Origin of the sequence: Mesorhizobium sp. M0590, from assembly GCF_040320905.1 — a bacterium.
Lineage (GTDB): Bacteria > Pseudomonadota > Alphaproteobacteria > Rhizobiales > Rhizobiaceae > Mesorhizobium.
On sequence record NZ_JAMYQN010000001.1, the window covers coordinates 81516 to 107138 of the forward strand.

Consider the following 25623-nt stretch of genomic DNA (forward strand, 5'->3'; position numbering starts at 1 on the left):
TCCCGACGCCGCGAATATGGGAAGGGTTTGCGGTAAATGACAACCCTAGGTCAAACCACCATTCCTCCCGGTGAAGAGTTGCGCACCATCATTGTCACAGGTGCCTCTTCCGGTATAGGCGCCTATTGCGCCCATGCTCTTAAGAAGGAAGGCTGGCGGGTGTTCGCGACGGCCCGAAAGCCTGAAGATATCGCTGCGCTCGAGGCCGACGGCATCGAGGCCTTTTATCTGGACTACACCGAGCCCGGATCGATCGAGGCGCTGGTGGCGTCGGTGCTGGAACGGACCGGCGGCCGGCTCGATGCGCTCTTCAACAATGGCGCCTACGGACAGCCCGGCGCCGTCGAGGACCTGCCGGTCGAGGCTTTACGGCAGCAGTTCGAGGCCAATGTCTTTGGCTGGCATGACCTCACTCGCCGTGTCGTACCGGTGATGCGCCGCCAAGGCCATGGTCGTCTCGTTCATTGCTCGTCGATCCTCGGCCTGGCGCCGGTGCCTTTTCGCGGCGCCTACTCGGCATCGAAGCACGCTATCGAAGGGCTGATGCTGTCCCTCTACCAAGAACTCCTCGGCAGCGGAATCCATGTTTCGCTGATCGAGCCCGGGCCGGTGAAATCGAAGATCGCCAGCAACAGCCTTGCGTGGTTCCTGGCGAATATCGATCACGAGAAGTCCGTTCATCGCCTCGCCTATGCGGCGCAACTCAAACGGCTGCGGGCCGGCGGCAGCACATCGCGGCTGAAGCCCGGGCCGGAGGTGGTTTATGCCGCCTTGCACCATGCGCTTCTGTCGCGGCGCCCACGCCCGCATTATGTGGTAACAGTGCCGGCCAGGATCGGCGCGATCCTTAAACGCATCCTGCCGTCATCGGTACTCTACCGTCTGCTCGCCAAACGCGCCTGAACGCAATCCAACCTGGAACACACCATGGCAACCGTCTTCAACATCCTCGCCGTTCTCGTCATGGTCGCCGTGGTGATCGTGCTGATCCGCGGCCTCATCAACATGATGCGCGGCGGCTCCAGCATGACCTCCAACAAGCTGATGCAGACGCGCGTGCTGTTGCAGTTCGTGGCCTTGGTGCTGATCATGCTGGCGGTGTATTTCACTCGTAAGTGACGCAGCAGCCACCAGCCGGGAGGTAACCCGTGGTCAAGCTCAACAAGATCTACACCCGCACTGGCGACGATGGCACCACAGGCCTCGGCTCTGGCGAGCGGCGGCTGAAATCCGACCTTCGCATCGACGCCTACGGCACGGTCGACGAGGCCAATGCCTGCATCGGCATGGCCCGCATTCATACCGCGGCAGTAAATCCGGCGATCGATGCGATGCTCGGCCGCATCCAGAACGACCTTTTCGACCTCGGCGCCGATCTGGCAGTTCCCGATAATGGCAAGCCGCTCGACTACGAGCCGTTGCGCATCATCGCCTCGCAGACCGACCGCATCGAACAGGATATCGATCTCCTCAACAAGGACCTTGAGCCGCTCAAATCCTTCGTGCTCAACGGCGGTACGCCGGCAGCGGCTGCCCTTCACCTCGCCCGCACGGTGGCCCGCCGCGCCGAGCGCATCATGGTGGCGCTGTCGCAAGACCCGGACGAGCACGTCAACCGCGAGGCGATAAGATACATCAACCGTGTCTCGGACTTTCTGTTCGTCGCCGCACGCGCGGTCAATGACAACGGAAATGCCGACGTGCTATGGGTTCCCGGCAAGAACCGCTGAATCCGCCGGAAGCGGGAGAGGCCCGATGTTCATCCCGCTTTACGACACCAACCGGCTGCGGCACATCAAGCTGCAATATGTGACGATCAGCCTGATCGCGCTCAACGTGCTGATCTACTTTGTCACCACACTGGGCGGCGAGGATTTCGCCAACGCCGCGGTGCTGGGCCTCGGTTTCATCCCGTCGGTTGTGCATGACAGCGTCGAGCTCGCTCCGCAATTTGTCGTCATTCCGGAGAGCCTGAGCTATCTGACCTATTCCTTCCTGCACGCGGATATCTTCCACCTCGGCGGCAACATGCTGTTCCTGTGGGTGTTCGGCGACAATGTCGAGGATGCACTCGGCCATGTCCGCTACCTCGTCTTCTACCTGCTTTGCGCCATCGCCGGCGCTTTCTTCCAGGGTCTGGTTGCCTGGGATTCGCCGGTGCCGCTGATTGGCGCGTCGGGCGCCATCGCCGGTGTGGTCGCCGCCTATCTGATCCTTTATCCGCGGGTGAAGGTATGGGTGCTGGTCTTCGCGCGCATCCCGTTGCGCATCCCGGCCTTCATCCCGCTGATCCTGTGGATCCTGTTCCAGATCTTCATGTTCGCCCAGGGGGGCGAGGATCAGGTTTCCTGGGCCTGCCATATCGGCGGCATCATCGCTGGAGCCGTGCTGGTGCTTGTCTTGCGCAGCCGCGGCGTACCGCTACTCGCCGGCGCAGACGAGGAGCCGGCCGTGGTCGCCGGTCCGGTGCCCGTAGCCGTGGAGCCGGCGCCAAGCGACCCACAACCTGCGCAGCCGGCGCCGCGCTGGGGCCGGGGGACCGTTTCCGGTCCGGACTGAACCGATTTGAGTGCTTCGCCGAGGATCCGAGTGCGCCCCGGATATTGACGCGCGGGGTCGCCGCAACTACGGAAGCGCCACCCTACTGGCGTGGCGAAGACCAGAATTCCGTCCGGAATGTCGGCTTTCGACAACTCTGAAGAGGTGCACGCTGCTATAGCGCGCCCGACGAGCGTGAAGAGACTATCGTGAAAGAGGTGACAGGCAAATGAAGATCCTTGTGCCCGTGAAGCGGGTTGTGGATGCGAACGTCAAGGTCCGGGTTAAGGCGGACGGTTCGGCGGTGGAACTCGCCAACGTCAAGATGGCGATGAACCCGTTCGACGAGATCGCGGTCGAAGAGGCGATCCGGCTGAAGGAAGCTGGCAAGGCCGAAGAGATCATCGTCGTGTCGATCGGGCCGCAGCAGGCACAGGAGACCTTGCGCACGGCGCTCGCCATGGGCGCCGACCGCGCCATCCTGGTCAAGACCGACGAGCAGACTGAGCCGCTGGGCGTCGCCAAGGTGCTGAAGGGCGTCGTCGAGGCAGAACAGCCCGGCCTTGTCATTCTCGGCAAGCAGGCGATCGACGACGATTCCAACCAGACCGGCCAGATGCTGGCCGCACTTCTCGGCTGGGCGCAGGGCACCTTCGCCTCCAAGATCGTGCTCGACGGTGACAAGGCCACGGTGACGCGCGAGGTCGATGGCGGCCTGCAGACGCTGGAACTGAAGATGCCGGCGATCGTCACGGCCGATTTGCGGCTGAACCAGCCACGCTACGCGTCTCTGCCCAACATCATGAAGGCCAAGAAGAAGCCGCTCGACGAGAAGAGCCCTGCCGATTACGGCGCCGACGTCAAGCCGCGGCTTAAAGTGATCAAGACCGAGGAGCCGGGCGGCCGCAAGGCGGGCGTCAAGGTCAAGAGCGTCGCCGAACTGGTAGACAAGCTGAAGAACGAAGCCGGCGTGCTCTAAGGAAATCCGATGAGGCCGGCCTGCAAACGGCCGGTTTCTCCGCTTCCGGTGCTCACGTACTGAAGTACGCTCCGCTCCGGTTCTCGAAACCAACCGTTTTCGACTCGGCCTGACCGGATTTCAGGAGCCTCGAAGACGAAAGTCAGGAAAACATCATGGCTATTCTTCTGATTGCCGAACACGACAACGCTGCGCTTTCCGACCAGACCGCCAAGGCGCTTTCGGCGGCGCTGCAGATCGGTTCGGACGTGCATGTGCTGGTTGCCGGCAAAGGTGCCAAGCCGGCAGCGGATGCCGCCGCCAAGCTCAAGGGCGTCACCAAGGTGCTGCTCGCCGACGCCGACGAACTGACCGAGCGTCTCGCCGAACCGCTGGCGGCACTCGTCGTTTCGCTTGCTGAGCCATACGAGACGATCATCGCGCCGGCGACCTCGTCGGGCAAGAACGTCGCGCCCCGCGTGGCAGCGCTGCTCGATGTCGCCCAGATATCTGAAATCATCGAAGTCGTGTCGCCCGACACCTTCAAGCGGCCGATCTATGCCGGCAACGCCATCCAGACGGTGCAGTCCAGTGACGCCAAGAAGGTCATCACGGTGCGTACCGCTTCCTTCCAGGCAGCACCCGAGGGCGGTTCCGCGCCGGTCGAGACGGTCCAGGCGGCGGCCAATCCCGGCCTGTCGAGCTTTGTCGAGAACAAGCTCTCCGAGACCGACCGTCCGGAGCTGACCTCGGCCAAGATCATCATCTCGGGCGGCCGTGCGCTGGGCTCCTCCGAGAAGTTCCAGGAGGTCATCCTGCCGGTCGCCGACAAGCTCGGTGCGGCGGTTGGCGCATCTCGCGCCGCCGTCGATGCCGGCTATGCGCCGAACGACTGGCAGGTCGGCCAGACCGGCAAGGTGGTAGCGCCCGACCTTTATATTGCCGTCGGCATCTCCGGTGCCATCCAGCACCTTGCCGGCATGAAGGATTCGAAGGTGATCGTTGCCATCAACAAGGACGAGGAAGCGCCGATCTTCCAGGTCGCCGACTACGGTCTCGTCGGCGATCTCTTCGTCATTCTGCCGGAACTGCAAAAGGCGCTTTGACGCCTTCTGCCAAAGCGTATTAAATTCTGAGGGGTGGGGTAGACGAAGTCGCCCCGCCCTTTTAGTTTGCACTGCACAAAAAACGGGCCGCAAAGGCCTCGACGGGATCGGGTAATGAGCAAGATCGAGACGATCGGCATCATCGGCGCGGGCCAGATGGGTGGCGGCATCGCCCATGTGTCGGCGCTGGCGGGCTATAAGGTGCTGGTTTACGATATTTCGCCCGACCGCATCGAAAAGGGCATCGCTACGATCAGCGGCAACATGGCCCGTCAGGTCGGCTCCGGCAAACTCGAGGAAAAGCTGCGCAATGAGGCGATGGCGCGCATTTCGGCGGCACCGGTCATGGCCGACCTTGCGGGCGCCGATCTGGTGATCGAAGCAGCGACCGAGGACGAGACGGTCAAGCGCAAGATCTATGCCCAGCTCTGCCCGCAGCTCAACCCCGAGGCCATCCTGGCGACGAACACATCATCGATCTCGATCACACGGCTGGCTTCGCAGACCGACCGGCCGGAACGCTTCATCGGCATACATTTCATGAATCCGGTTCCGGTGATGAAACTGGTCGAACTGGTGCGCGGCATCGCCACCGAGGACCAGACCTTCGAGGCGGCAAAAACCTACGTGAAGCAGCTCGACAAGACGATCACCGTCTCGGAGGATTTCCCGGCCTTCATCGTCAACCGCATCCTGCTGCCGATGATCAACGAGGCGATCTACACGCTCTATGAAGGTGTCGGCTCGGTCGACGCCATCGATACCGCCATGAAGCTCGGCGCCAACCATCCGATGGGGCCGCTGCAGCTTGCCGATTTCATCGGGCTCGATACCTGCCTGTCGATCATGCAGGTGCTGCATGACGGGCTGTCGGATTCGAAATACCGCCCCTGCCCGCTGCTGGTCAAATATGTCGAGGCCGGCTGGCTCGGCCGCAAGACCGGGCGCGGCTTCTACGACTATCGCGGCGAGCATCCCGTTCCGACACGCTGATCGCCTCGCTACCAGCGCACATAAAGTCGTCCGCCGAGCGCCCCGAGCACGGCAAGGATGGCGACCGCGATCGTATACCAGGTGCCGACGAAAAGCGGCGAATCGTCGAAGCAATGCGCCGCATAGAAGGTCGCCGCCAGCCCGCCGGCAAGCAGGCCCGCGGCCGCACCGGCAAGCACCGGCCTTGTCGGCGCGCCATGGCGCAGCACCGCGAGAAAGACGGCAAGCGGGCCGATCCCGATCAACGGAATGAAGGTCATGCAGATGACCATGTTCGTGCCGACCAGGCGCGTGCCCCAGTCGGACGCAGGCACGGCGAAGAGTTCGAGAATCACAGCCACAATCACCAGCAGCGGCGCGGCGACCATCCAGCTCACCGCCCGGCCGGTCGATGCACCGGGCGTCGACAGCCCACGCACCAGGACAAAGGCGCTGGCGGCAAGAGCAATCGTGAAGACGAATTTGGACAGGAACCGCATCGTGTGCATGGCGATCGCAATGTCGGGGCGCGGGCCAATCGTCAGCCAGAAAACCGCGGCCGCGATCACGATGGCCACGCCGGAGGCAAGCCACCAGGCGGTGCCTAGCGGCAGCGCCTTGCTGCGGGCATCGGCGTCGAGCGCCCTGATGAAATCTTCGGTCCTCATGTTATTCCCGCCCCGCCCTGAACCGTTTGGCAATGGCGGCAAGCCCGCGGTGCAGTGACACCCGCACAGCCGTCTCGCTGATGCCGAATTTGGCCGCGGTCTCACCGATTGACCGGCCTTCGACCGATACGGCCGAGACGACGGAACGCTGTGCCGGCGACAGGCTGTCGAGCGCCCGGTTGACGTCGCGCTCGCTCACCGTCTCCGATTCCGGCTCGGCAAAGGTCTCGGCGATTTCGTCGATCTCGATCTCGATCCGCCGACCGCGCCGCCGGAACGCATCGATCAGCTTGAAGCGGGCTATTGCATAGACCCAAGGCAGCACCGGCGCATCATGGCGCCAGGTGTGTCGTTTCACATGAATGGCCAGCAAGGTTTCCTGCACGACATCCTCGGGATCCACCCCGCCCTGCACGATCTTGCGCCGGGCAAAGCCACGAACGAGCGCGGCGATCCGGTGCAGAAAGTCGGCATAGGCCCTTTCGTCTCCGGCGATCGCGGCCCGCAGCAGCCGTGAAAGCTCGGCTTCGTCCTTGCCGCTCACAAGAGTTCACTCCCCAATATTCGCGTCTCGGCGCTGATTTGTTACGGGGCCGGCGAAATAATGTCCAAGGCAAATTAGCTGAGCATCACGAAAGTTTGCTCCTTTTGAGCGATTGAGTGGGCCAGCAATGTTGACTGCACCAGTCAGGTATTGGTAGGTGCAGCGTGCCAAGCCAAAGACCATCGAAATCGAGGACGACGCCATGAAATATGCTCTTTCCGCCCTTGCCGGTGCGACAGCACTTGCAATCAGCCTGATCGCCGGCCCGGCAATAGCAGAGGACGAGGGCATCGTCGTCTACAACGCCCAGCACGAAAACCTGACCAAGGCCTGGGCGGAGGGATTCACCAAAGAAACCGGCATCAAGGTTACCGTCCGCAATGGCGGCGACAGCGATTTCTCCAATCAGATCGTTGCAGAAGGCACCGCTTCGCCCGCCGATGTATTCCTGACGGAGAATTCGCCGGCCATGGCATTAGTCGAGGCGGCCGGCCTGTTCGCACCGGTCGACACCGAGACGCTGGCCCAGGTTCCGCAGGAGTACCAGCCGGCGAGCGGCAAATGGGTCGGCGTCGCCGCGCGCAGCACCGTCTTTGCCTACAACAAGACCAAGCTGAGCGCCGACCAGCTGCCCAAATCGCTGCTCGATCTCGCCGATCCGAGCTGGAAGGGCCGCTGGGCCGCTTCGCCCTCCGGCGCCGATTTCCAGGCGATCGTCAGCGCGCTTCTGCAGCTCAAGGGTGAGGCGGCGACGGCCGAATGGCTGAAGGCGATGAAGGAGAATTTTACCGCCTATAAGGGCAACAGCACGGTGATGAAGGCGGTCAATGCCGGCGAGGTCGAAGGCGGCGTGATCTATCACTATTACTACTACGGCGATCAGGCCAAGACCGGCGAGAACAGCAAGAACGTCGAGTTGCACTATTTCAAGCATCAGGATCCCGGTGCTTTCCTCTCGATTTCCGGCGGCGGCGTGCTGGCCTCGAGCAAGCACCCGAAGGAAGCGCAGGCTTTCCTGAAATGGGTCACCGGCAATGGCGGCCAGGACGTGCTGAAAACAGGCGATTCGTTCGAATACGCAGTCGGCAAGGGCGCCGAGTCCAATCCGAAGCTGGTGCCGCTGGCCGATCTGCAGGCGCCGAAAGTCGACCCGACGACGCTGAACTCGAAAAAGGTGACCGACCTGATGACGGCGGCCGGCTTGCTTTAGCCGGCGTTCGTCCTAAAAGGGCAACCGACTGCGCTCCTGTGGGAATTCGCTTTCCACAGGAGCGCTCTGTTTTCAAGATGGCATTTGCCTATGACCACAAGCTACCCGCGAGATTATCCGCCGCCGATCGTTTCCGCCTCCGGGCGGAGCTGGCGCAACGTCTGATCTGATGCAATCCGCGATCGATCTCGCACGCCCAGGCTTGCCGGCCGACGCCACGGCCGTGCGGGCACGTCGTTGGTCGGTCTCATGGATTGCGTTGGCTGCCGTCTTTGTCTCGCTTTTCGCGCTGCTGCCGCTTGCCTTCATCGTCTGGGTGGCGGTGCAGACCGGCTGGGAAACGGTGGCGGCGCTGGTGTTCAGGCCGCGCGTCGGCGAACTTCTGGTCAACACCAGCCTGCTGGTGGTGTTGGCGGTGCCGATCTCGATCGTGCTGTCGGTCATGCTGGCCTGGCTGACCGAGCGCAGCGATCTGCCGGGTGCCCGCCTATGGGCCTGGCTGTCGGTGGCGCCGCTCGCCATTCCGGCCTTCGTCCACAGTTACGCCTGGGTCACCATGGTGCCCAGACTGCACGGCCTGTGGGCCGGCGTGCTTGTGTCGGTCATCGCCTATTTCCCCTTCCTTTATCTGCCGGTGGCGGCGGCATTGCGCCGGCTCGATCCCGCTCTCGAGGATGCAGCGGCAGCCCTTGGTCTCGGCCCGTGGCGTGTGTTCAGGCGTGTCGTGCTGCCGCAGCTCCGGCTCGCCATTTGCGGCGGCTCCCTGCTGGTCGGCCTGCATCTCCTGGCCGAATACGGGCTCTATGTCTTCATCCGCTTCGACACCTTCACCACCGCGATCGTCGACCAGTTCCAGTCGACCTTCAACGGTCCCGCCGCCAACATGCTGGCCGGCGTGCTGGTGACCTGCTGCCTTGTGCTGCTCGGGCTGGAGGTGCTGGTGCGCGGCGAGGAGCGCTATGCCCGCGTCGGTTCGGGTGCTGCGCGCCAGCAGCAGCGCACGGGCCTTGGGCGCGCCACCATTCCTTGCCTGCTGCTGCCTGCCATTACCACGCTGCTGGCGCTCGGCGTGCCGTTCGCCACTATCGGCCGCTGGCTCATGGCCGGCGGCGCCGATGTCTGGCGGCTCGACGAGATCGGCCTGGCGCTTGGCCAAACGCTGTTCCTAGCAATTGCCGGCGCGCTGCTCGCCACCGTCGCGGCAATGCCGATGGCGTGGATTTCGATCCGCGCGCCGGGGCGGCTGCAACGCGTCCTGGAGGGCTGCAACTATATCGTCGGCGCGTTGCCCGGCGTTGTCATCGCCCTGGCGCTGGTCACCATCGCCGTGCGTATCGCCATGCCGCTCTACCAGACCCTGTTCACCATCCTGGTCGCCTATGCGCTGATGTTCCTGCCGCGCGCCCTGATTAGCCTCAGGGCGTCGATCGCACAGGCGCCGGTCGAGCTCGAACGCGCCGCCTCCAGCCTCGGCCGGTCGCCGCTCAAGGCGCTGTGGTCGACGACCATCCGCCTGTCGGCGCCGGGCGCCGCAGCCGGCATGGCGTTGGTCGCGCTGGGTATCATGAACGAATTGACCGCAACCCAGATGCTGGCGCCCAACGGCACCCGCACGCTGGCCATGGCGTTCTGGTCCTATAGCGGCGAGATCGACTATGCGTCGGCGGCGCCTTATGCCCTGATCATGGTGGCGATGTCGCTGCCTTTGACCTGGTTGCTCTACGTCCAGTCGAAGCGGATGGCCGGGCGATGAGCTTTCTCGAGCTGAGCGGCATCCACAAGCACTACGGGCCGGTCGCAGCACTTGCCGGCGTCGACCTCAGCGTGGCCAGCGGCAGCCGTACGGCTGTCGTCGGGCCGTCCGGTTGCGGCAAGACCAGCTTGCTGCGGCTGATCGCCGGCTTCGAGGCGCCGGACCAGGGCCGCATCGTGCTTGATGGCGAGGTGCTGGCCGATGGCGACACGGCCGTGCCGGCGCATCGCCGCGGCATCGGGCTGGTGGCGCAGGACGGCGCTCTATTCCCGCATCTGAGCATCGCCGCCAATATCGGCTTCGGCATGGGGCGTCACGAGGAAAAGCGCAGTGAGCGCATCGCCGAGCTCGCCTATGTCGTCGGGCTGGACAAAGGTATCCTGAAGCGCCGTCCGCACGAACTCTCCGGTGGCCAGCAGCAGCGCGTCGCGCTCGCCCGCGCCATGGCCATGAAGCCGCGGCTGATGCTGCTCGACGAGCCGTTCTCGGCGCTCGACACCGGCCTGCGCGCCTCGATGCGCAAGGCCGTGGCCGAGCTCCTTGAAACCGCCGGCATCACCACCATCCTGGTCACCCACGACCAGGCCGAGGCGCTGTCATTCGCCAGCCAGGTCGCGGTGATGCGCGACGGCAAATTCTCGCAGGTCGGCACGCCGCGCGAGCTCTATTTCAAGCCGAAGGACAGGATGGTCGCCGAGTTCCTTGGCGACGCCATCGTCCTGCCGGCAAGGATCGCCGATGGCTTCGCAATCTCGCCGCTCGGCCGCATCGCTGTCGACAGCTCGGAGCGGCGCGACGTCGCTCGCATCATGCTGCGGCCGGAGCAGGTGTTGCTGAAACGCACATCGCGTGAAGGCATGTCCGGCACGCCGGACATGCTGTTCGGCGAGGTGACGGAATCGGAGTTCGCCGGCTCGATGTGCACCATCGCGGTGCGTCTGTTGAACAGCCCCGATCCGCCCGACGCCGCCGCCATCGGCAATACGCCGTTGATCCTGCGCAAGCCGGGCATGGACGCGCCGGCGATCGGCGAGATCGTCCGGCTGACCGTGTCGGGCAAGGCGCATGTGTTTGCCTGAACGGTTTTGCGCAAGGCCGACTTCAATCGACCCGTTTGCCCGCCTGATCGAACCAATGCAGCTTTTCGGACCTAGCCACGACGCGCAATTGGTCGCCTGGCTTGGCGCTAGCGCGGCCTGAGACGCGCACCACGATGCGGCTGCCGGCTGCCACGCAATGGAGAAAGCTTTCGGCACCGACCGGTTCGACCGCTTCCACTGTTGCCGGCAGCGCGAGCGCGCCGGCCGGCGCCTCTGCCGCGAAGGTGATGTCGGCGTCCTCCGGACGAAAGCCTAGTGTCACTGCCTTGCCCTGTCGAGGCGCCAAGCCAATCACAGTGCCGTCCGCCAATACCGAGCTTGGGGAGGCCCCTGTGAGCGCCAGCAGATTCATCGGCGGTGCGCCTATGAACGAAGCGACGAAGGTCGAGGCCGGTTTCTCGTACACATCAAGCGGCGCGCCGGTCTGCTCGACCAGGCCGGCGTTCATGACGACGAGGATGTCGGCCAGCGTCATCGCCTCAAGCTGGTCGTGCGTGACATAAACCGAGGTGACGCCAAGCGAGCGCTGCAGATTCTTGATCTCGATGCGCATCTGCCCGCGCAATTTCGCATCGAGGTTGGACAGCGGTTCGTCGAACAGGAAGACCTTCGGGTTGCGTACGATGGCGCGACCCATGGCGACGCGCTGGCGCTGACCGCCGGAAAGCTCGCGCGGGCGCCGGTCGAGCAGCGCCGAAAGCTCCAGCACCTTGGCAGTCGAGCGTACCCTGCTGTCGATCTCGTCATTCGGCGTGCCGCGGTTGCGCAGGCCATAGGCCATGTTGTCATAGACCTTCATATGTGGGTAGAGCGCGTAGTTCTGGAACACCATGGCGATGTCGCGCTCGGTCGGGCCAATGGCGTTGACCACCTTGCCGTCGATGGCGACAGTACCGGCAGAAATCGTCTCCAGCCCGGCGATCATCCTCAGCAGCGTAGACTTGCCGCAGCCGGAGGGGCCGACCAGCACGCAAAGCTCCTTGTCGGGAATGGCGATGGAAACGCCCTTCACGGCCTCGACACCGCTGGGATAGATTTTCCTGACATCCTTCAGATCCACGGTCGCCATCGGCTTCTCACTTTTCGGATTCGACCAGACCGCGCACGAACCAGCGTTGCATCAGCACGACCACCAGGATCGGCGGCACGATGGCCAGCATTGCCGTGACCATCACCAGGTGCCATTGGGTGTCGGCATCGGCGAAGGAAACCATCTTTCTCAGCGCGATGACGATGGTGTTCATGTCGTTGCTGTTGGTGACGAGCAGCGGCCAAAGATACTGCGTCCAGCCATAGATGAAGAGGATCACGAACAGCGCGGCGATGTTTGTCCGCGACAGCGGCACCAGAATATCGAAAAAGAAGCGCCATGGCCCGGCACCGTCGACACGCGCCGCCTCGACCAATTCGCCCGGTATGGTCATGAAGAACTGGCGAAACAGCAGCGTTGCGGTGGCCGAGGCGATCAGCGGGACGATCAGGCCGGCATAGGTGTCGATCATGCCGAGATCGACCATCACCTTGTAGGTCGGCAGGATGCGCACCTCGACTGGAAGCATCAAGGTGATGAAGATCAGCCAGAAGAAGGTCATGCGCAGCGGAAAGCGAAAGAACACAATCGCGTAGGCCGACAGGATCGAGATGAAGATCTTTCCCACCGCAACGCCGAGCGCCATGATCGTGGTGTTGAGGAGCAGCCTGCCGACGCTGACCCCGCCGATACGACCGATGCCGCCGAACAGCGCCTCGCTGTAATTGTTCCATAGCTGGTCGCCGGGCAAGAGCGGCAGGGGCGGCCTGAGGATCGTTTGCAGCGTGTGCGTCGAGGCAACGAAGGTGTAGTAGATCGGAAAAGCCACGATCAATATGCCGAGGATGAGCACGGCATGGGCGATGAAGGTGCGGAGCGGGGACTGGCCGATCATCGCTGCCCTCAGCCGTAATGGACTTTGCGTTCCACATAGCGGAACTGGATCGCTGTGAGCGCAATGACGATGGCCATCAGGATGACCGACTGCGCCGCCGAATCGCCCAGGATCAGATTGACGAAGCCGTCATTGTAGACCTTGTAGACCAGCGTCTCGGTCGTCTTGCCCGGCCCGCCGCCGGTGACGGCATGAACGATGCCGAACGTGTCGAACAGGGCATAGACGGTGTTGACGACCAGCAGGAAAAAGGTTGTCGGCGCAAGCAGCGGGAAGACGATGGTCCAGAAGCGCTTGGTTTCGCCGGCGCCGTCCATGGCCGCCGCTTCGATCAGCGTTTTCGGCACCGCCTGCAGGCCGGCGACGAAGAACAGGAAGTTGTAGCTGATCTGCTTCCAGGCAGCAGCCGACACCAGCAGGATCATGGCGTGGGTGCCGTTGAGCAGCGGGTCCCATACGATGCCGAGGCTTCTCAGCAAATAGGCCAACGAGCCGATCGAGGGATTGAACAGGAAAAGCCAAAGCATGCCGGCAATCGCCGGCGCCACGGCGTAAGGCCATATCAACAGTGTGCGGTAGAGGCCTTTGCCGCGCACGGCCTTCTCGGCCATGACCGCGAGCAGCAGGGCCACAACCATGGCAACGATCGCGGTCGCAAGAGAGAACACTACGGTGACCTTGATCGAGTTGAGGTAGGCCGGATCGGCCAGCACCTTCCGGAAATTGGCAAACCAGACGAACCTGCTCTTCAGCCCGAACGGGTCTTGCCTGAGCATCGACTGGTAAAGCGCCTGACCGGCCGGCCAGTAGAAGAAAACCAGGGTGATGGCGAGTTGTGGCGCCACCAGCAGGTAGGGCAGGATCTTGTTGGGAAAGACGACGCGTGGAGACAGGCTGATTTCCCTCGCTATCCAGGTATCGCCCACGCCGGCTCGCGTGGGCGATATTCCAACCGACTAACCGAGATAATCCCGTCAGTTCTCCAGCGCTTCCTTGATCGCCGCGTTGCCGCGCGCAACCGCATTGTCGAGTGCCTGCTGGGCGGTTTGCTGGCCGGCCAGCATCTTCTCCAGCTCCTCGTTCTGGATATCGCGCACCTGCGGCAGATTCGGCAGGCGCACGCCCTTCGAATTGTCGGTCGGCGACTTGCCGATCATCTGCAGGATGGGTGTCTCGCGGCCGGGGTTCTTGTCATAGAAGCCTGATTTCTTCGTCGCCTCATACGCGGCGAGCGTCACAGGCAGGTATCCCGACTTCTGGTGCAGATATTCCTGCACATCGGTCTTGGACAGATAGGCAAAGAAGGCGGCGACACCCTTGTATTCCTCGTCCGACTTGTTGCCGAACACCCACAGGCTGGCACCGCCCGGCGTCGTGTTCTGCGGGGCACCCTTGGCGTCACTGTCGTAAGGAAGCTGGCCGATGCCATAGTTCATGCCGGACTTGACGATATCGCCGAGGCCGCCCGACGATTCGGTGAAGATGCCGCATTCGCCGGCGAGGAATATCTGCTTGGCTTCGGAGGTGCGCCCGCCATATTTGAATGTGCCGTCCTTGGCCAGGTCAGCGAGCGCCTGGAAGTGGTTGACGAAAATCGGCGCATTGATCTTGAGTTCGACATCACCGCCGGCCAGGCCATTCTGCTGGGTGGCCCAAGGCACGTCATTCCACGCCGCGAAATTCTCCAGGTGGATCCAGGTCAGCCAGGTCGAGGTATAGCCGCAAGGGGCGGCGCCGCTCGTCTTGATCTTCTTGGCAGCTTCCCACACCTCGTTCCACGTCTTGGGCGGATTGTTCACGTCGAGGCCTGCCTTCTGGAAGATGTCCTTGTTGTAGTAGAGGATCGGCGAGGAAGAGTTGTAGGGGAACGATAGCATGGTGCCGTCCGGCTTCGAATAATAGCCGACGATGCCGGGCAGATACTGGCTCTTGTCGAAAGTCATCCCGGCGCCGGTCATCACATCGGCCACCGGCTTTATCGCACCCTCGGCCGCCATCATCACGCCGGTGCCGACGTCGAACACCTGGAGGATATCGGGCGCTTGCCCGGCACGAAAGGCAGCGATGCCGGCATTCAGCGTCTCCGGATAGGTGCCCTTGAACACCGGAACGAGCTCATAGTCGCTCTGGCTGGCGTTGAAATCCTTGGAGATCTTGGCGACGACCTCGGCGTTGGCGCCGGTCATGGCGTGCCACCAGCTGATCTGCGTGACGGCGAAGGCGGAGGTGGTGGAAAGCAGGGTCACGGTGGCGGCGATACCGGCCGCAAAGCCGAAGAACTTCATGTTTCATCTCCCGTTTGTCATTGGCGAAAGGGGCACTTCCGCAAAGCCAATATGTGGCGCTGATGACAATCGGACAACGGTTTTATTGCGGATCAATGAACATCATTCCTTCCTAAAGTGCACTCGCTACCGAACCGGGCGCAAGAAATCACATCACCGTCTTTTCGGCGCAGCGGCGTCGGTTTTCCCCCGAAAAGACCCGCCTCATGGCCCGCGGGTTAACCATTCGTTAAAATCTCCAAGAACTAATCAGTCACACCTCCCCTGTTAGTTTTGGCAGACCGAGTGAACCAGGATGCTGACGGTCTATAATTGTATTGTAAGTCAGCACGATCCGAGACTGGTTGCGCTTGCCGCACTCGTCTGTGGAATTTCTTGCTTCTCAGCGGTTAATCTCCTTAAGCATGTCGGCCGATCGACCGAGCGAAACCGGCTTGTCTGGCTGATGATCGCCGCAGCCTCGACCGGGTTCGGCATATGGGCGACGCATTTCATCGCCATGACCGCGTTTACGCCGGGAATACCGAACGCATACAATCCGGGATTATCCGCCTTTTCGCTTGCCGCCGCCGTTATCATGACCGCGCTTGGGATGTGGGTCGCCACCTTGCGCCGCGGCATCGACCATTTCCTCGCCGGTGGCGCCATTCTGGGCGGCGCCATCGCGACGATGCACTACATCGGCATGGCAGCTTTCGAGGTCGAAGGCCGGGTCGTATGGAACCTGCTCCTTGTCGCGATATCGCTTCTGGCCGGCGTGACCCTCGCGGCACTGGCGCTCCTTGTCGTCTTGCGCCGTCCGTCAGCGCTCGCGACTTTCGGCGGCGCCGCGCTTTTAACGCTGGCGATTTGCAGCTTGCATTTCATCGCGATGGCTGCGGTGTCGATCATTCCGGATTCCTCGATTGAAATATCCGAACATTCCATCGAGCCCATTTCCCAGGCCTTTGCCGCAGCGGTCGCCAGCCTGATAATCCTTGTGCTATCGGGTGCCGCGCTGTGGATCGACCTGCGCTTTCGCCGCCAGAAGCTCGAGGCCGATCGCATGCACGATCTCGCCAATGCGGCGGTGGAAGGTCTGATCGTTTGCGATGGCACCCGCATTGTCAGCGCCAATGACAGTATGGCGAAGCTGACCGGAACAGCGACAGCCACCCTGAACACGATGCAATTCGGCGAGCTTTTCGACGGACAGAGCGCAGCCGATATGTCCGGCTTCGGCGAACAGGCGCAGGAAGCGAAGTTAAGGGGCAGCGACGGGGCGAGAATTCCTGTCGAGCTGATCGCCAGGAAAATCACCTACTGCGGCAGGCCTCATACGGTGCTTGCCGTTCGCGACATCCGTGAGCGCAAGAAGGCAGAACAAGAGATCCTCCGCCTCGCGCATTTCGATCCGCTTACCGGGCTTGCCAATCGGCGGAGCTTTTCTTCCCGGCTGGAAGCAGAATTCGCCTCGATGGATCGTGGCGGCAAGGATGGACATCTGGCGCTCCTGCTGCTTGACCTTGACCGGTTCAAGCAAGTCAACGACCTCTATGGCCACGGGGCCGGCGATGCTATGCTGCAGAAGCTGGCGCACTGCATTTCCGGCATCCCGCGCCACGGACAGATGCTCGCGCGTCTCGGCGGCGATGAATTTGCCATCATAGCTCCGAACCTCCCCGACCCCCTGGCCGCAGGCCGGATAGCCGAGGACTTGCTGGCGGCGATCCGGGAGGAAAACAGGGTTTCGGTCGGCTCCGGCCTCGTCTCGGCCAGCATCGGCATCGCCTTCTTTCCGCTGGATGCCGAAGACCAGGCCGGCCTGATCAGCCATGCCGACACGGCACTCCATCGCGCCAAAACCGAAGGCAGGGACACTTATCGGTTTTTCGAGATAGCCATGGGCACCGCGGCCCGCGACAAGCGCGTGATGGAGCATGAATTGCGCCAGGCGATCGCCCGCAAGGAGTTCCACCTCGTCTATCAGCCGCAGAAGGAGATCCGCGGCGGCAGGATGATCGGCTTCGAAGCCCTGGTCCGTTGGCAGCACCCTGAGCGGGGTGACATTTCTCCGGCCGTTTTCATCCCCGTGGCCGAGGACAGTGGCGCTATCGCGCAGATAGGCGACTGGGTGCTGACGACGGCTTGTAACGATGCTGTTCGCTGGACAAACCCGCTGATGGTCGCCGTCAACGTCTCCGCCGTGCAACTTCACAATCCGAACTTCAGCCGCAAGGTGCACGACGCATTGACGAGATCCGGCCTGGCCCCCGGCAGGCTCGAACTGGAGATCACCGAAACGGCCCTGGTGAAGGACATGCCGCGCGCGCTGGCAACCTTGAGGCAGGTCAAGGCGCTTGGCGTGCATGTGGCGATGGACGATTTTGGCACCGGCTATTCTTCGCTGTCCAACCTCAGCGCCTTTCCCTTCGACAAGATCAAGATCGACGGGTCGTTCATCAAATCGGTCGACAAGAACGCCCAGTTCGCGGCGATCGTTCGCGCCGTGCTGGGGCTTGGACGCGGTCTCGGCCTACCGGTTCTGGCAGAAGGCATCGAGACGCCGGGTGAATTGCAGTTCCTGGACGCCGAGGCTTGCGAGATCGGGCAAGGCTACTACCTCGGCAAACCGGCTCCGATCGAGACATTCGGGGAACTGACGGGCGTGGCCGCTCCGGCAATCCGCACCGCCAGCCGACGCGGCGCAAGCATTGCCGTGCTCAAGCCGCGCCTGCGCACGGTCTGAGCCTATCCCGGCTGAAGCGCCGCCTCGACCAGACGCTTGGCATCCGGCCCCGACCATTCGGCCGGGCCATTCATATGGGCGATCAGGCAGCCTTGCCCATCGATCAGCATGGTGACCGGCAGACCGAGCGCCAGGCCGCGCGTCTTGACGTCGTTGAACAGCGCCATCGTGGCATCGCGATAGTAGCCGAGCGACTTGACGCCGGTGTCCTCCAGGAACTTCTTCGGTTTGGCATCGTCGCCGGCATCGACGTTGACGGCAACAACCTGAAACGCATCGCTGCCCATCTCCTTCTGCAGCGCATCGAGCGCCGGCATTTCGGCGCGGCAAGGTGCGCACCATGTCGCCCACAGATTGAGCAGCACCGTCTTGCCGGCATGATCGGCGATCGTCGTCGGCTTGCCGTCGGGGCCGTTGAAGGCAAGGCTTTTCAGCGATTGCGGCGGATCCGCCGGCAAAAGCGCGGCAACCTGGCCGGTGGCAGCGGCGGCGATCTTCTTGGCACGGTCGGTCTTGGCGGCGCAGGTGACGTCGTCCTTGCCGCCGCCGGCGGCCACTTGCGCGGGCGCCTTGTTGCCAGAACTGCTTTCCCTGACATATACCGCGACCGCGCCGGCCAGCACGCCCGCAACCAAAGCGGCGAGGATGAGACGCAAAGCCGGGAAAAATCTATTGCCGTCTGCCATTTTTGAAAAACTGCTCCGGAGCACGGGTTATAGCGATGAACGACAAGAAGGCCAGCAACCAGATGTGGGGCGGACGTTTTGCCTCGGGTCCGGCCGCAATCATGGAAGCGATCAACGCGTCGATCTCGTTCGACCGCAAACTCTATGCGCAGGATATTCGCGGCTCGATCGCCCATAGCCAGATGCTGGCGCAAACGGGCATTATTTCGGCGGCCGATCAAGAAAAAATCGCTCACGGGCTGAACACGATCCTCGCAGAGATCGAGGCCGGCACATTCGAGTTCTCGACCAGGCTGGAAGACATCCACATGAATGTCGAGGCCCGTCTGGCCGATTTGATCGGCCCCGCCGCCGGCCGCCTGCATACCGCCCGCTCGCGCAACGACCAGGTGGCGGTCGACCTCAGGCTGTGGGTCAAGGACGAATGCTTTCGTGTCGCCGAGGCGCTGAAGGGCCTGATCACGGCGTTCCTGGATCGGGCCGAGGAGCATGCGGCAACGGTGATGCCGGGCTTCACCCACATGCAGGCGGCGCAGCCGGTGACCTTCGGCCACCACTGCATGGCTTATGTCGAGATGTTTGCACGCGACCTGTCGCGTGTCCGCGACGCCATCGAGCGGATGGATGAAAGCCCGCTCGGCGCCGCCGCCCTTGCCGGCACCAGCTTTTCCATCGACCGGCACCAGACGGCGAAGGCGCTTGGCTTCCGCGAGCCGATGCGCAATTCGCTCGACAGTGTTTCGGACCGCGATTTCGCGCTCGAGTTCCTGGGCTTGGCGGCGATCTGCGCGACGCATCTGTCGCGGCTGGCCGAAGAGATCATCATCTGGTCGACGCCGCAATTCGGCTTCGTCAGGCTGTCGGATAGTTTCTCGACGGGTTCGTCGATCATGCCGCAGAAGAAGAACCCGGACGCTGCCGAACTGGTGCGCGGCAAGACCGGCCGCGTCACCGGGCACCTCGTCGGCCTGCTGACGGTGATGAAGGGCATGCCGCTGACCTATGGCAAGGACATGCAGGAAGACAAGGAATCCGTCTTCGACGCGGCCGAGACGCTCGACCTGATGCTGGCGGCAATGACCGGCATGGTGCGCGACATGACGGTGAACACTGCCGCGATGAAAAAGGCGGCCGGCGCCGGCTATTCGACTGCGACCGACCTCGCCGACTGGCTGGTGCGCACGCTCGGGCTGCCGTTCCGCGAGGCGCACCATATCACTGGCCGGGCGGTGGCGCTGGCCGAGGACAGGAAGATCGGGCTCGACAGGCTTTCGCTGGAGGATCTGCAGTCCATTCACCCCGGTATCAGCGCCGACGTGTTTTCGGTTCTTGCCGTGCAGAATTCTATAAAGAGCCGCACGAGCTTCGGCGGCACCGCGCCGTCCGAGGTGCGCAAGCAGATCCGCTACTGGAAAAAGCGGCTCGCCAAGGCGTAAGACGCGGGGTGCAATGGCCGCAAAACTCGGCTAGAAGCGGCTGCGGGCAACAGTTTTGGACGGATGGCACGATGACCGGAAGCAGGATTTTGGTGACGCTGACGCTGCTGGCGGCAATGGCCACCGTTGCGGCCTGCGGCAGGAAGGCTGCGCTCGACACGCCGTACGCGGCAGCCGTGCAGGCCCGCAAGGACGCCGAGAAGGCCAAGCAACCTTTGCCGCCGGAGCCGGAAAAACCTGTCGAGGACAAGAAATTCATCCTCGACCCGCTGCTCTGATTTCGGACCAATCTCGTGAACCATTTCGACTACCGCGACGGCGCGCTGCATGCCGAGGACGTGGCGATATCAGACATCGCCGCCAGCGTCGGCACGCCGTTCTACTGTTATTCGACGGCGACGCTGACCAGGCATTTTCGCGTCTTCACCGAGGCCTTTGCCGGGCTCGATGCTCTCGTCTGCTATGCCATGAAGGCGAATTCCAACCAGGCCGTGCTGAGGGTGCTGGCAGGGCTCGGCGCCGGCGCCGACGTGGTCTCGGAGGGCGAATTGCGCCGCGCTTTGGCGGCCGGCATCCCGGCAAGCAAGATCCTGTTTTCGGGCGTCGGCAAGACCGCGCGCGAAATGGATTTTGCGCTCTCGGCCGGCATTCTCTGTTTCAACGTCGAATCCGAACCGGAGCTGGAGCTGCTGTCGGCCCGCGCCACCGCGCTGGGCAAGATCGCGCCGATCTCGCTGCGCATCAATCCGGATGTCGACGCCAGGACGCACAAGAAGATTTCGACTGGGAAGGCCGAGAACAAGTTCGGCATTCCGTGGCAGCATGCGCGGAAGGTCTATGCGCGCGCGGCTGAGCTGCCGGGCATCAAGGTCACCGGCATAGACACCCATATCGGCAGCCAGATCACCGAATTGCAGCCCTTCGACGACGCCTTTGCGCTGCTGGTGGAGTTGGTCGGCGCCTTGCGCTCCGACGGTCATGCCATCGAGCACATCGATGTCGGCGGCGGCCTTGGCATTCCCTACCGCCTCGACAACAACCCGCCGCCTTTGCCCGATGCCTATGCCCAGATCGTCAGGAAGCATGTTGCCAAACTTGGGCTGAAAGTGATGTTCGAGCCAGGCCGGCTGATCGTCGGCAATGCCGGCATCCTGGTCTTGCAGGTGATCTTCGTGAAGGAGGGCGACGCCAAGAACTTCCTCGTCGTAGACGCCGCGATGAACGACCTGATCCGGCCGACGCTTTACGACGCTTTCCACGACATCAGGCCGGTGGCGCAGCAGCCGGCCGCTGCACCACGCATGAAGGTCGACGTCGTTGGCCCGGTTTGTGAGACCGGCGACTATCTCGGGCTCGACCGTGACCTGCCCCGGCTGAAATCCGGCGACCTGATCGCTGTCTCCACCGCCGGCGCCTATGGCGCCGTTCAGGCCGGCACCTACAATACCAGGCTGCTGGTACCGGAAGTGCTGGTCGACGGCGACCGCTTCCACGTTGTGCGCCCGCGCCAGACCTATGACGAGCTGATCGGACTGGACTCGGTGCCGGACTGGTTGGAGTAGAACTCTGCAGCTACAGCCGGTGCTGAATGAGCGCCCTGGTCTCAGCGATTCTGTCCTCATTCCGGCGATAGAATATCCACTGCTTGATGCGCTTGCTGCGCAAAAGCCCTGCCTGGGTGAGCACGCGCATATGCTCGCTGAGCGTTGCCTGGGTGATCCCCAGCTTTTCCGCGATCAGCAGCGCGCAGACGCCGTCCTCGACCAGATCGCCGTCCGTCTGCGGCGGAAAATGCGCGCGCGGGTCCTTCAGCCAATCGAGGATCTGGAGCCTGCGCTCGTTGGCGATTGCTTTGAAGACATCGACCTCTTGCATTTAGGCACTTTGCCAAGTTACTAAGTAATGTCAACTCTGAATGTCAACTCTGGGAGTGAAATCATGCTGCACGGCCACACGATCACACGCGAGCGCATTGCGGCGATAGAACCCCGCATCCGGCCCTTCGTGCGCCACACGCCGGTGCTGCGCGTCGACATGGCCGATTTCGGCCGCCCGGCTCTGCCTGTCGACCTGAAGCTTGAGTGCTTGCAGCATTCCGGCTCGTTCAAGGCGCGTGGTGCGTTCACCAATCTCCTCGAACGGCCGGTTCCTGCGGCCGGCGTCGTCGCCGCGTCGGGCGGCAATCACGGCGCCGCCGTCGCCTACGCCGCCATGCGACTCGGCCACAAGGCGACCATCTTTGTTCCCGAAGTGAGCCCGCAGGCCAAGCTGGACCGCATCCGCGGCTACGGCGCCGAGCTGATCGTCGGCGGCGCCCGTTATGCCGAGGCGCTGGCCGCCAGCGAGAGCTTCGCCGAAAAATCCGGCGCGCTGCAGATCCACGCCTTCAACCAGGAGGAGACGCTGGTCGGGCAAGGCACGCTCGGCCTCGAGATCGAGGCTGACCTGCCGAAGCTCGACACCCTGCTGGTCGCCGTCGGCGGCGGCGGGCTGATCGGCGGCATCGCTGCCTGGTTTTCCGGCCGCATCAGGATAATCGCGGTCGAGCCGGAGGGTGCGCCGACGCTTCATCGCGCCTTCGAGGCGGGCCGACCCGTCGACGCGCCGGCTGATGGCATCGCCGCCGATTCGCTCGCGCCAAAGCGTGTCGGCGAAATGATGTTTCCTATCGCCGAGGCATTCGTCGAGCGCTCGATCCTGGTCGGCGACGACGACATTATCGCCGCCCAGGCGGCGCTGTGGGACCGCGTGCGAATCATCTCCGAGCCGGGCGGTGCGGCCGCCTTCGCGGCGCTCCTGTCCGGCCGCTACGCACCGGCTGCAGGCGAGCGCGTTGCCGTACTGGTCTGCGGCGCAAACGCCAATCCGGCGAAATTCTGACAATATCCGGGGCATTATTGTTCACGTTTTGGGGAACCGCCTCGCCTTCGCCGTGTTTGTTGGTATCCTTAGGGCGATGTGCATCCGCTTGGACGCACGAAGTACGCGCTAAGATTTTAGGTCTTCGCATCGTGCTTCCCGAAAATCGACTTTTCGGGCCCATGCGATAGACTCGTGAGGCCTGGGCTATCCCGCCCGGCCAGGAAGGGCCGATGACACAACGACCCATTTTCACCAGCGATCGCAGTCTGGCCAGGCGCCTTGCCTTGAGCCGGCTGGGGACGCAGGTCTCGATAATCGTCGAACGCGGCTGGCCATTGCTGCTGCCACTGATCATCGTCGCCAGCCTGTTCCTCAGCATTTCGTGGCTCGGCCTGTTCCCATTTTTGCCCGATCTGGCGCGGATCGGTCTTATCACGGCATTCGGCGTCGCAGCGCTTGCCGCACTCTATCCACTGCGTTTCTTCCGCACGCCATCCAGTGCCGAGGTCGACCGCCGCATCGAGGCGGCCAACCGATTGCTGCACAGCCCGGTGCAGGTCCAGACCGATCGCCCGAGCGGCAAGGAAAGCATTTTTTCGCAAGCCCTGTGGCGCGAGCATCAGCGGCGCATGGCGGACCGGCTGGGCGAGCTTGGCGGCGACGTGCCGCGCACACGCGTGCCGGAACGCGACCCGTGGGCGCTGCGCGCCGTTGCCGCGCTTTTGTTGGTCACTGCCTTTGCCTTCTCATTCGGGCCATCGGGCGGCAGGCTGAGTGACGGTTTTGTTGCCCGTGCCGCCCGCGACGTCGTGCCGCCGCGCATTGATGCCTGGGTGACGCCGCCGGCCTATACCGGCAGGCCGCCGGTATTCCTGAACGCCCCGGTCCTGGCCAACAACGCCACTCAAGCGCCGCCGACCTTCACGGTTCCGGAGGGCAGCGATGTGTCGCTGCGCGTCACCGGCGGTTCGGGCGAGGAAACGCTGAGCTACGCCGACACCGGCGGCAACACCCGCGCCATCGATCCGACCGGGCCGCAAGCCGCCAAGACTGAGGCAAGTCCGGCAACGCCTTCCACCGTGCGCCAGTTCAGCGGCAAGTTAACGGCCGACGGCACGCTGACGCTGCAGTCCAGCGACGGCGAGCTCGGCCGCTGGGCCTTCGCCATAATTCCCGACAAGCCGCCGCAGATCCGCTTTGTCGGCGAGCCGAAGCGCGCCGTCAACGGCGCCTTCGAACTCAACTACCAGATCGACGACGACTATGGCGCGGCCTCCGCCAAGGCGGTTTTCGCATTGGCCGATCCGCAAGTGCCCAACGCGCATCCGCTCTATGGCCCGCCGGAAATGCCGCTGACGTTGCCGCGCCGCGGCGGCAAGGCCAATGCCGCTAAGACGACGAAGGATCTGACCGACCATGTCTGGGCAGGTGGCAACGTCAAGCTGTCGCTTGTCGCCACCGACGGTGCCGGACACACGGCGACCAGCGAAACCAAGACGCTGGTGATGCCGGAGCGGCCATTCTCCAATCCGTTGGCACGGGCTGTGGTCGAGCAGCGCCGCATACTGGCGCTCGACGCCTATGCCAAGGACCGCGTGCTCGACCTGATGGATGCAATCACGCTCAGGCCGGAAGACACGTTCGACAACATGGCGCACTACCTCGCCATCATGAGCGCCCGCACCCGGCTGAAGATGGCCGACAGCGACGACCAGTTGCGCGACGAGGTCGCTTATCTCTGGGAGATCGCGCTCGGCATCGAGGAAGGCAATCTGGCGGCGGCCGAGAAGCGGCTGCGCCAGGCGCAGCAGGCGCTGCAGGATGCGATCAAGAACGGCGCCAGCGACCAAGAGATCGAGAAGGCGATGAAGGAACTGCGCGAGGCGATGAACCAGTTCCTGCAGGAATTCGCGGCGCGGGCGCAGCAGAATCCGAATGCGCCACAGATGCAGCAGAACGGTCAGGAACTGCGCCAGAGCGACATCGACCGCATGATGGACCAGATCGAGAACCTGGCGAAATCCGGCAATCGCGACCAGGCGCAGCAATTGCTGTCCGAGTTGCAGGACATGATGAACAATCTGCAGGCAGGCCGCCAGCAGCAAGGCGGCCAGCAAGACAGCGAGATGCGCCAGCAGATGGACAAGCTGGGCGAGATCATGCGGCGCCAGCAGGAGATGATGAACGACACTTTCCGTATGGACCAGATGCAGCGCGGCCAGCAACAGCGCGGGCAGAACCGCGACGAGCAGCTCGGCGAGAACGGTGAGCCAGGCCCGATGGGCGAAGAGGGCAAACCCGGCCCGGGTGACGACCGCGATCCGCTCGGCCGGCCGAAGCCGATGACGCCGCAGGAATTTGCTGATGCGCTGAAGCAATTGCAGGAAGGCCAGGGCAAGCTGCAGGGCGAGCTCGATCAATTGAGGAAGAGCCTCGAAGGCATGGGTCTCGACCCCAATGAGGGGTTTGGCGAGGCCGGCAAATCCATGGGCAATGCCGAACAGGCGCTCGGCGAGGGCGAAGGCGATCAGGCCGTCGGTCACCAGGGCCGCGCATTGGAAGCCTTGCGCAGGGGCGCCAAGGACATGATGAAGCAACTGCAGGCGATGCAAGGCGACCAGGGCGGCAACGGGCAGGGCGGACGCCAGCAGAATGCCGACCGTGACCCGCTCGGGCGGCCCCGCACCAGCGAGGGTCCCGATGACGGAAGTTCGGTGAGAGTGCCTGACGAGATCGATGTGCAGCGTGCCCGCCAGATCCTCGAAGCGATCCGCAAGCGGCTCGGCAACGCACTCAGCCCCGATATCGAGCGCAGCTATCTGGAGCGGTTGCTGGAGCTGAAGTAAGGCTGC

The 25623-nt window shown here is 63.3% G+C and carries 24 protein-coding genes; 16 read left to right on the plus strand and 8 right to left on the minus strand.

Annotated elements, in window-relative coordinates:
• Positions 1-36 precede the first annotated feature (36 nt).
• The 7 genes from NKI52_RS00395 to NKI52_RS00425 all read left to right on the plus strand — a co-directional run bounded on the left by NKI52_RS00395 (position 37) and on the right by NKI52_RS00425 (position 5595).
• Positions 37-903 carry an SDR family oxidoreductase gene (locus NKI52_RS00395; protein ID WP_352570547.1) on the plus strand — a complete coding sequence of 289 codons (867 nt, stop codon included), beginning with the start codon at positions 37-39 and terminating at the stop codon, positions 901-903.
• 24 nt (positions 904-927) lie between these two features.
• A complete protein-coding gene (locus NKI52_RS00400) occupies positions 928-1119 on the plus strand; it encodes a twin transmembrane helix small protein (RefSeq protein ID WP_023677950.1) in 192 nt (63 codons plus the stop codon).
• 29 nt (positions 1120-1148) lie between these two features.
• Entirely contained in the window at positions 1149-1730 is a 582-nt protein-coding gene (locus NKI52_RS00405; RefSeq protein WP_023677949.1) for a cob(I)yrinic acid a,c-diamide adenosyltransferase, read from the plus strand.
• Between the two features lie 25 nt (positions 1731-1755).
• Positions 1756-2559 carry a rhomboid family intramembrane serine protease gene (locus tag NKI52_RS00410; RefSeq protein WP_352570548.1) on the plus strand — a complete coding sequence of 268 codons (804 nt, stop codon included), beginning with the start codon at positions 1756-1758 and terminating at the stop codon, positions 2557-2559.
• 208 nt (positions 2560-2767) lie between these two features.
• The gene (locus tag NKI52_RS00415) at positions 2768-3517 is read left to right on the plus strand and encodes an electron transfer flavoprotein subunit beta/FixA family protein (RefSeq protein ID WP_023677947.1); all 750 of its coding nucleotides are present in this window, start codon (positions 2768-2770) and stop codon (positions 3515-3517) included.
• Between the two features lie 155 nt (positions 3518-3672).
• Positions 3673-4602: an electron transfer flavoprotein subunit alpha/FixB family protein gene (locus tag NKI52_RS00420; protein ID WP_023677946.1), complete on the plus strand. Its 930-nt coding sequence runs from the start codon at positions 3673-3675 to the stop codon at positions 4600-4602.
• A gap of 114 nt (positions 4603-4716) precedes the next feature.
• Positions 4717-5595, plus strand: coding sequence for a 3-hydroxybutyryl-CoA dehydrogenase (locus tag NKI52_RS00425; protein ID WP_352570549.1), 879 nt, complete (start codon positions 4717-4719; stop codon positions 5593-5595).
• An 8-nt stretch (positions 5596-5603) separates the two neighbouring features.
• On the opposite strand, the gene NKI52_RS00430 is transcribed toward NKI52_RS00425, so the two are convergent.
• Together NKI52_RS00430 and NKI52_RS00435 are read right to left on the minus strand one after the other, a co-directional pair.
• Complete coding sequence (locus NKI52_RS00430; protein ID WP_352696763.1) at positions 5604-6242, minus strand: NrsF family protein; 639 nt, start codon at positions 6240-6242, stop codon at positions 5604-5606.
• Position 6243: 1 nt separating this feature from the next.
• Positions 6244-6786, minus strand: coding sequence for a sigma-70 family RNA polymerase sigma factor (locus NKI52_RS00435; RefSeq protein ID WP_352489432.1), 543 nt, complete (start codon positions 6784-6786; stop codon positions 6244-6246).
• 202 nt (positions 6787-6988) lie between these two features.
• Here NKI52_RS00435 and NKI52_RS00440 point away from each other — a divergent pair, with 202 nt between their 5' ends.
• The 3 genes from NKI52_RS00440 to NKI52_RS00450 all read left to right on the plus strand — a co-directional run bounded on the left by NKI52_RS00440 (position 6989) and on the right by NKI52_RS00450 (position 10828).
• The gene (locus NKI52_RS00440; protein WP_352697061.1) at positions 6989-7996 is read left to right on the plus strand and encodes an iron ABC transporter substrate-binding protein; all 1008 of its coding nucleotides are present in this window, start codon (positions 6989-6991) and stop codon (positions 7994-7996) included.
• Between the two features lie 169 nt (positions 7997-8165).
• The gene (locus tag NKI52_RS00445) at positions 8166-9749 is read left to right on the plus strand and encodes an ABC transporter permease (RefSeq protein WP_352577202.1); all 1584 of its coding nucleotides are present in this window, start codon (positions 8166-8168) and stop codon (positions 9747-9749) included.
• On the plus strand, positions 9746-10828 hold the full coding sequence (locus NKI52_RS00450; protein WP_352696764.1) for an ABC transporter ATP-binding protein: 1083 nt from the start codon (positions 9746-9748) through the stop codon (positions 10826-10828). The genes NKI52_RS00445 and NKI52_RS00450 overlap by 4 nt, the downstream gene beginning before the upstream one ends.
• A gap of 22 nt (positions 10829-10850) precedes the next feature.
• Here NKI52_RS00450 and ugpC read toward each other — a convergent pair whose 3' ends face one another.
• The 4 genes from ugpC to ugpB all read right to left on the minus strand — a co-directional run bounded on the left by ugpC (position 10851) and on the right by ugpB (position 15059).
• Positions 10851-11918, minus strand: a complete 1068-nt coding sequence (gene ugpC, locus NKI52_RS00455; RefSeq protein WP_352452447.1) for a sn-glycerol-3-phosphate ABC transporter ATP-binding protein UgpC — start codon at positions 11916-11918, stop codon at positions 10851-10853.
• 7 nt (positions 11919-11925) lie between these two features.
• Positions 11926-12774 carry a sn-glycerol-3-phosphate ABC transporter permease UgpE gene (ugpE, locus tag NKI52_RS00460; protein ID WP_023677937.1) on the minus strand — a complete coding sequence of 283 codons (849 nt, stop codon included), beginning with the start codon at positions 12772-12774 and terminating at the stop codon, positions 11926-11928.
• A gap of 8 nt (positions 12775-12782) precedes the next feature.
• Positions 12783-13667 carry a sn-glycerol-3-phosphate ABC transporter permease UgpA gene (ugpA, locus tag NKI52_RS00465; RefSeq protein WP_023677936.1) on the minus strand — a complete coding sequence of 295 codons (885 nt, stop codon included), beginning with the start codon at positions 13665-13667 and terminating at the stop codon, positions 12783-12785.
• Positions 13668-13748: 81 nt separating this feature from the next.
• A complete protein-coding gene (gene ugpB, locus NKI52_RS00470) occupies positions 13749-15059 on the minus strand; it encodes a sn-glycerol-3-phosphate ABC transporter substrate-binding protein UgpB (protein ID WP_352471403.1) in 1311 nt (436 codons plus the stop codon).
• A 295-nt stretch (positions 15060-15354) separates the two neighbouring features.
• Here ugpB and NKI52_RS00475 point away from each other — a divergent pair, with 295 nt between their 5' ends.
• Complete coding sequence (locus NKI52_RS00475) at positions 15355-17787, plus strand: bifunctional diguanylate cyclase/phosphodiesterase (protein ID WP_023677934.1); 2433 nt, start codon at positions 15355-15357, stop codon at positions 17785-17787.
• Positions 17788-17789: 2 nt separating this feature from the next.
• On the opposite strand, the gene tlpA is transcribed toward NKI52_RS00475, so the two are convergent.
• The gene (tlpA, locus tag NKI52_RS00480; RefSeq protein ID WP_352696767.1) at positions 17790-18473 is read right to left on the minus strand and encodes a thiol:disulfide interchange protein TlpA; all 684 of its coding nucleotides are present in this window, start codon (positions 18471-18473) and stop codon (positions 17790-17792) included.
• A 35-nt stretch (positions 18474-18508) separates the two neighbouring features.
• Between tlpA and argH the strand changes: the two genes are divergently transcribed.
• The 3 genes from argH to lysA all read left to right on the plus strand — a co-directional run bounded on the left by argH (position 18509) and on the right by lysA (position 21471).
• Complete coding sequence (argH, locus tag NKI52_RS00485) at positions 18509-19909, plus strand: argininosuccinate lyase (RefSeq protein ID WP_352696769.1); 1401 nt, start codon at positions 18509-18511, stop codon at positions 19907-19909.
• A gap of 71 nt (positions 19910-19980) precedes the next feature.
• Entirely contained in the window at positions 19981-20187 is a 207-nt protein-coding gene (locus tag NKI52_RS00490; protein WP_023677931.1) for a hypothetical protein, read from the plus strand.
• Between the two features lie 15 nt (positions 20188-20202).
• Complete coding sequence (gene lysA, locus NKI52_RS00495) at positions 20203-21471, plus strand: diaminopimelate decarboxylase (protein WP_352696771.1); 1269 nt, start codon at positions 20203-20205, stop codon at positions 21469-21471.
• A gap of 10 nt (positions 21472-21481) precedes the next feature.
• Here the strand turns inward: lysA and NKI52_RS00500 are convergent, their stop codons facing one another.
• Positions 21482-21784, minus strand: coding sequence for an ArsR/SmtB family transcription factor (locus NKI52_RS00500; RefSeq protein WP_023677929.1), 303 nt, complete (start codon positions 21782-21784; stop codon positions 21482-21484).
• Positions 21785-21847: 63 nt separating this feature from the next.
• Between NKI52_RS00500 and NKI52_RS00505 the strand changes: the two genes are divergently transcribed.
• Positions 21848-22789: a threonine/serine dehydratase gene (locus tag NKI52_RS00505; protein ID WP_352696773.1), complete on the plus strand. Its 942-nt coding sequence runs from the start codon at positions 21848-21850 to the stop codon at positions 22787-22789.
• Positions 22790-23001: 212 nt separating this feature from the next.
• Positions 23002-25617, plus strand: a complete 2616-nt coding sequence (locus NKI52_RS00510; protein ID WP_352696775.1) for a TIGR02302 family protein — start codon at positions 23002-23004, stop codon at positions 25615-25617.
• Positions 25618-25623: the final 6 nt, after the last annotated feature.

Coding starts and splice junctions, on each gene's coding strand:
- NKI52_RS00430 (WP_352696763.1), bottom strand. CDS start 6,242: ATGAGGACCGAAGATTTCATCAGGGCGCTCGACGCCGATGCCCGCAGC.
- NKI52_RS00445 (WP_352577202.1), top strand. CDS start 8,166: ATGCAATCCGCGATCGATCTCGCACGCCCAGGCTTGCCGGCCGACGCC.
- NKI52_RS00475 (WP_023677934.1), top strand. CDS start 15,355: ATGCTGACGGTCTATAATTGTATTGTAAGTCAGCACGATCCGAGACTG.
- NKI52_RS00420 (WP_023677946.1), top strand. CDS start 3,673: ATGGCTATTCTTCTGATTGCCGAACACGACAACGCTGCGCTTTCCGAC.
- argH (WP_352696769.1), top strand. CDS start 18,509: ATGAACGACAAGAAGGCCAGCAACCAGATGTGGGGCGGACGTTTTGCC.
- tlpA (WP_352696767.1), bottom strand. CDS start 18,473: ATGGCAGACGGCAATAGATTTTTCCCGGCTTTGCGTCTCATCCTCGCC.
- NKI52_RS00395 (WP_352570547.1), top strand. CDS start 37: ATGACAACCCTAGGTCAAACCACCATTCCTCCCGGTGAAGAGTTGCGC.
- NKI52_RS00425 (WP_352570549.1), top strand. CDS start 4,717: ATGAGCAAGATCGAGACGATCGGCATCATCGGCGCGGGCCAGATGGGT.
- NKI52_RS00500 (WP_023677929.1), bottom strand. CDS start 21,784: ATGCAAGAGGTCGATGTCTTCAAAGCAATCGCCAACGAGCGCAGGCTC.
- ugpE (WP_023677937.1), bottom strand. CDS start 12,774: ATGATCGGCCAGTCCCCGCTCCGCACCTTCATCGCCCATGCCGTGCTC.
- NKI52_RS00450 (WP_352696764.1), top strand. CDS start 9,746: ATGAGCTTTCTCGAGCTGAGCGGCATCCACAAGCACTACGGGCCGGTC.
- ugpC (WP_352452447.1), bottom strand. CDS start 11,918: ATGGCGACCGTGGATCTGAAGGATGTCAGGAAAATCTATCCCAGCGGT.
- NKI52_RS00440 (WP_352697061.1), top strand. CDS start 6,989: ATGAAATATGCTCTTTCCGCCCTTGCCGGTGCGACAGCACTTGCAATC.
- NKI52_RS00410 (WP_352570548.1), top strand. CDS start 1,756: ATGTTCATCCCGCTTTACGACACCAACCGGCTGCGGCACATCAAGCTG.
- NKI52_RS00415 (WP_023677947.1), top strand. CDS start 2,768: ATGAAGATCCTTGTGCCCGTGAAGCGGGTTGTGGATGCGAACGTCAAG.
- NKI52_RS00505 (WP_352696773.1), top strand. CDS start 21,848: ATGCTGCACGGCCACACGATCACACGCGAGCGCATTGCGGCGATAGAA.
- NKI52_RS00510 (WP_352696775.1), top strand. CDS start 23,002: ATGACACAACGACCCATTTTCACCAGCGATCGCAGTCTGGCCAGGCGC.
- NKI52_RS00400 (WP_023677950.1), top strand. CDS start 928: ATGGCAACCGTCTTCAACATCCTCGCCGTTCTCGTCATGGTCGCCGTG.
- NKI52_RS00490 (WP_023677931.1), top strand. CDS start 19,981: ATGACCGGAAGCAGGATTTTGGTGACGCTGACGCTGCTGGCGGCAATG.
- ugpB (WP_352471403.1), bottom strand. CDS start 15,059: ATGAAGTTCTTCGGCTTTGCGGCCGGTATCGCCGCCACCGTGACCCTG.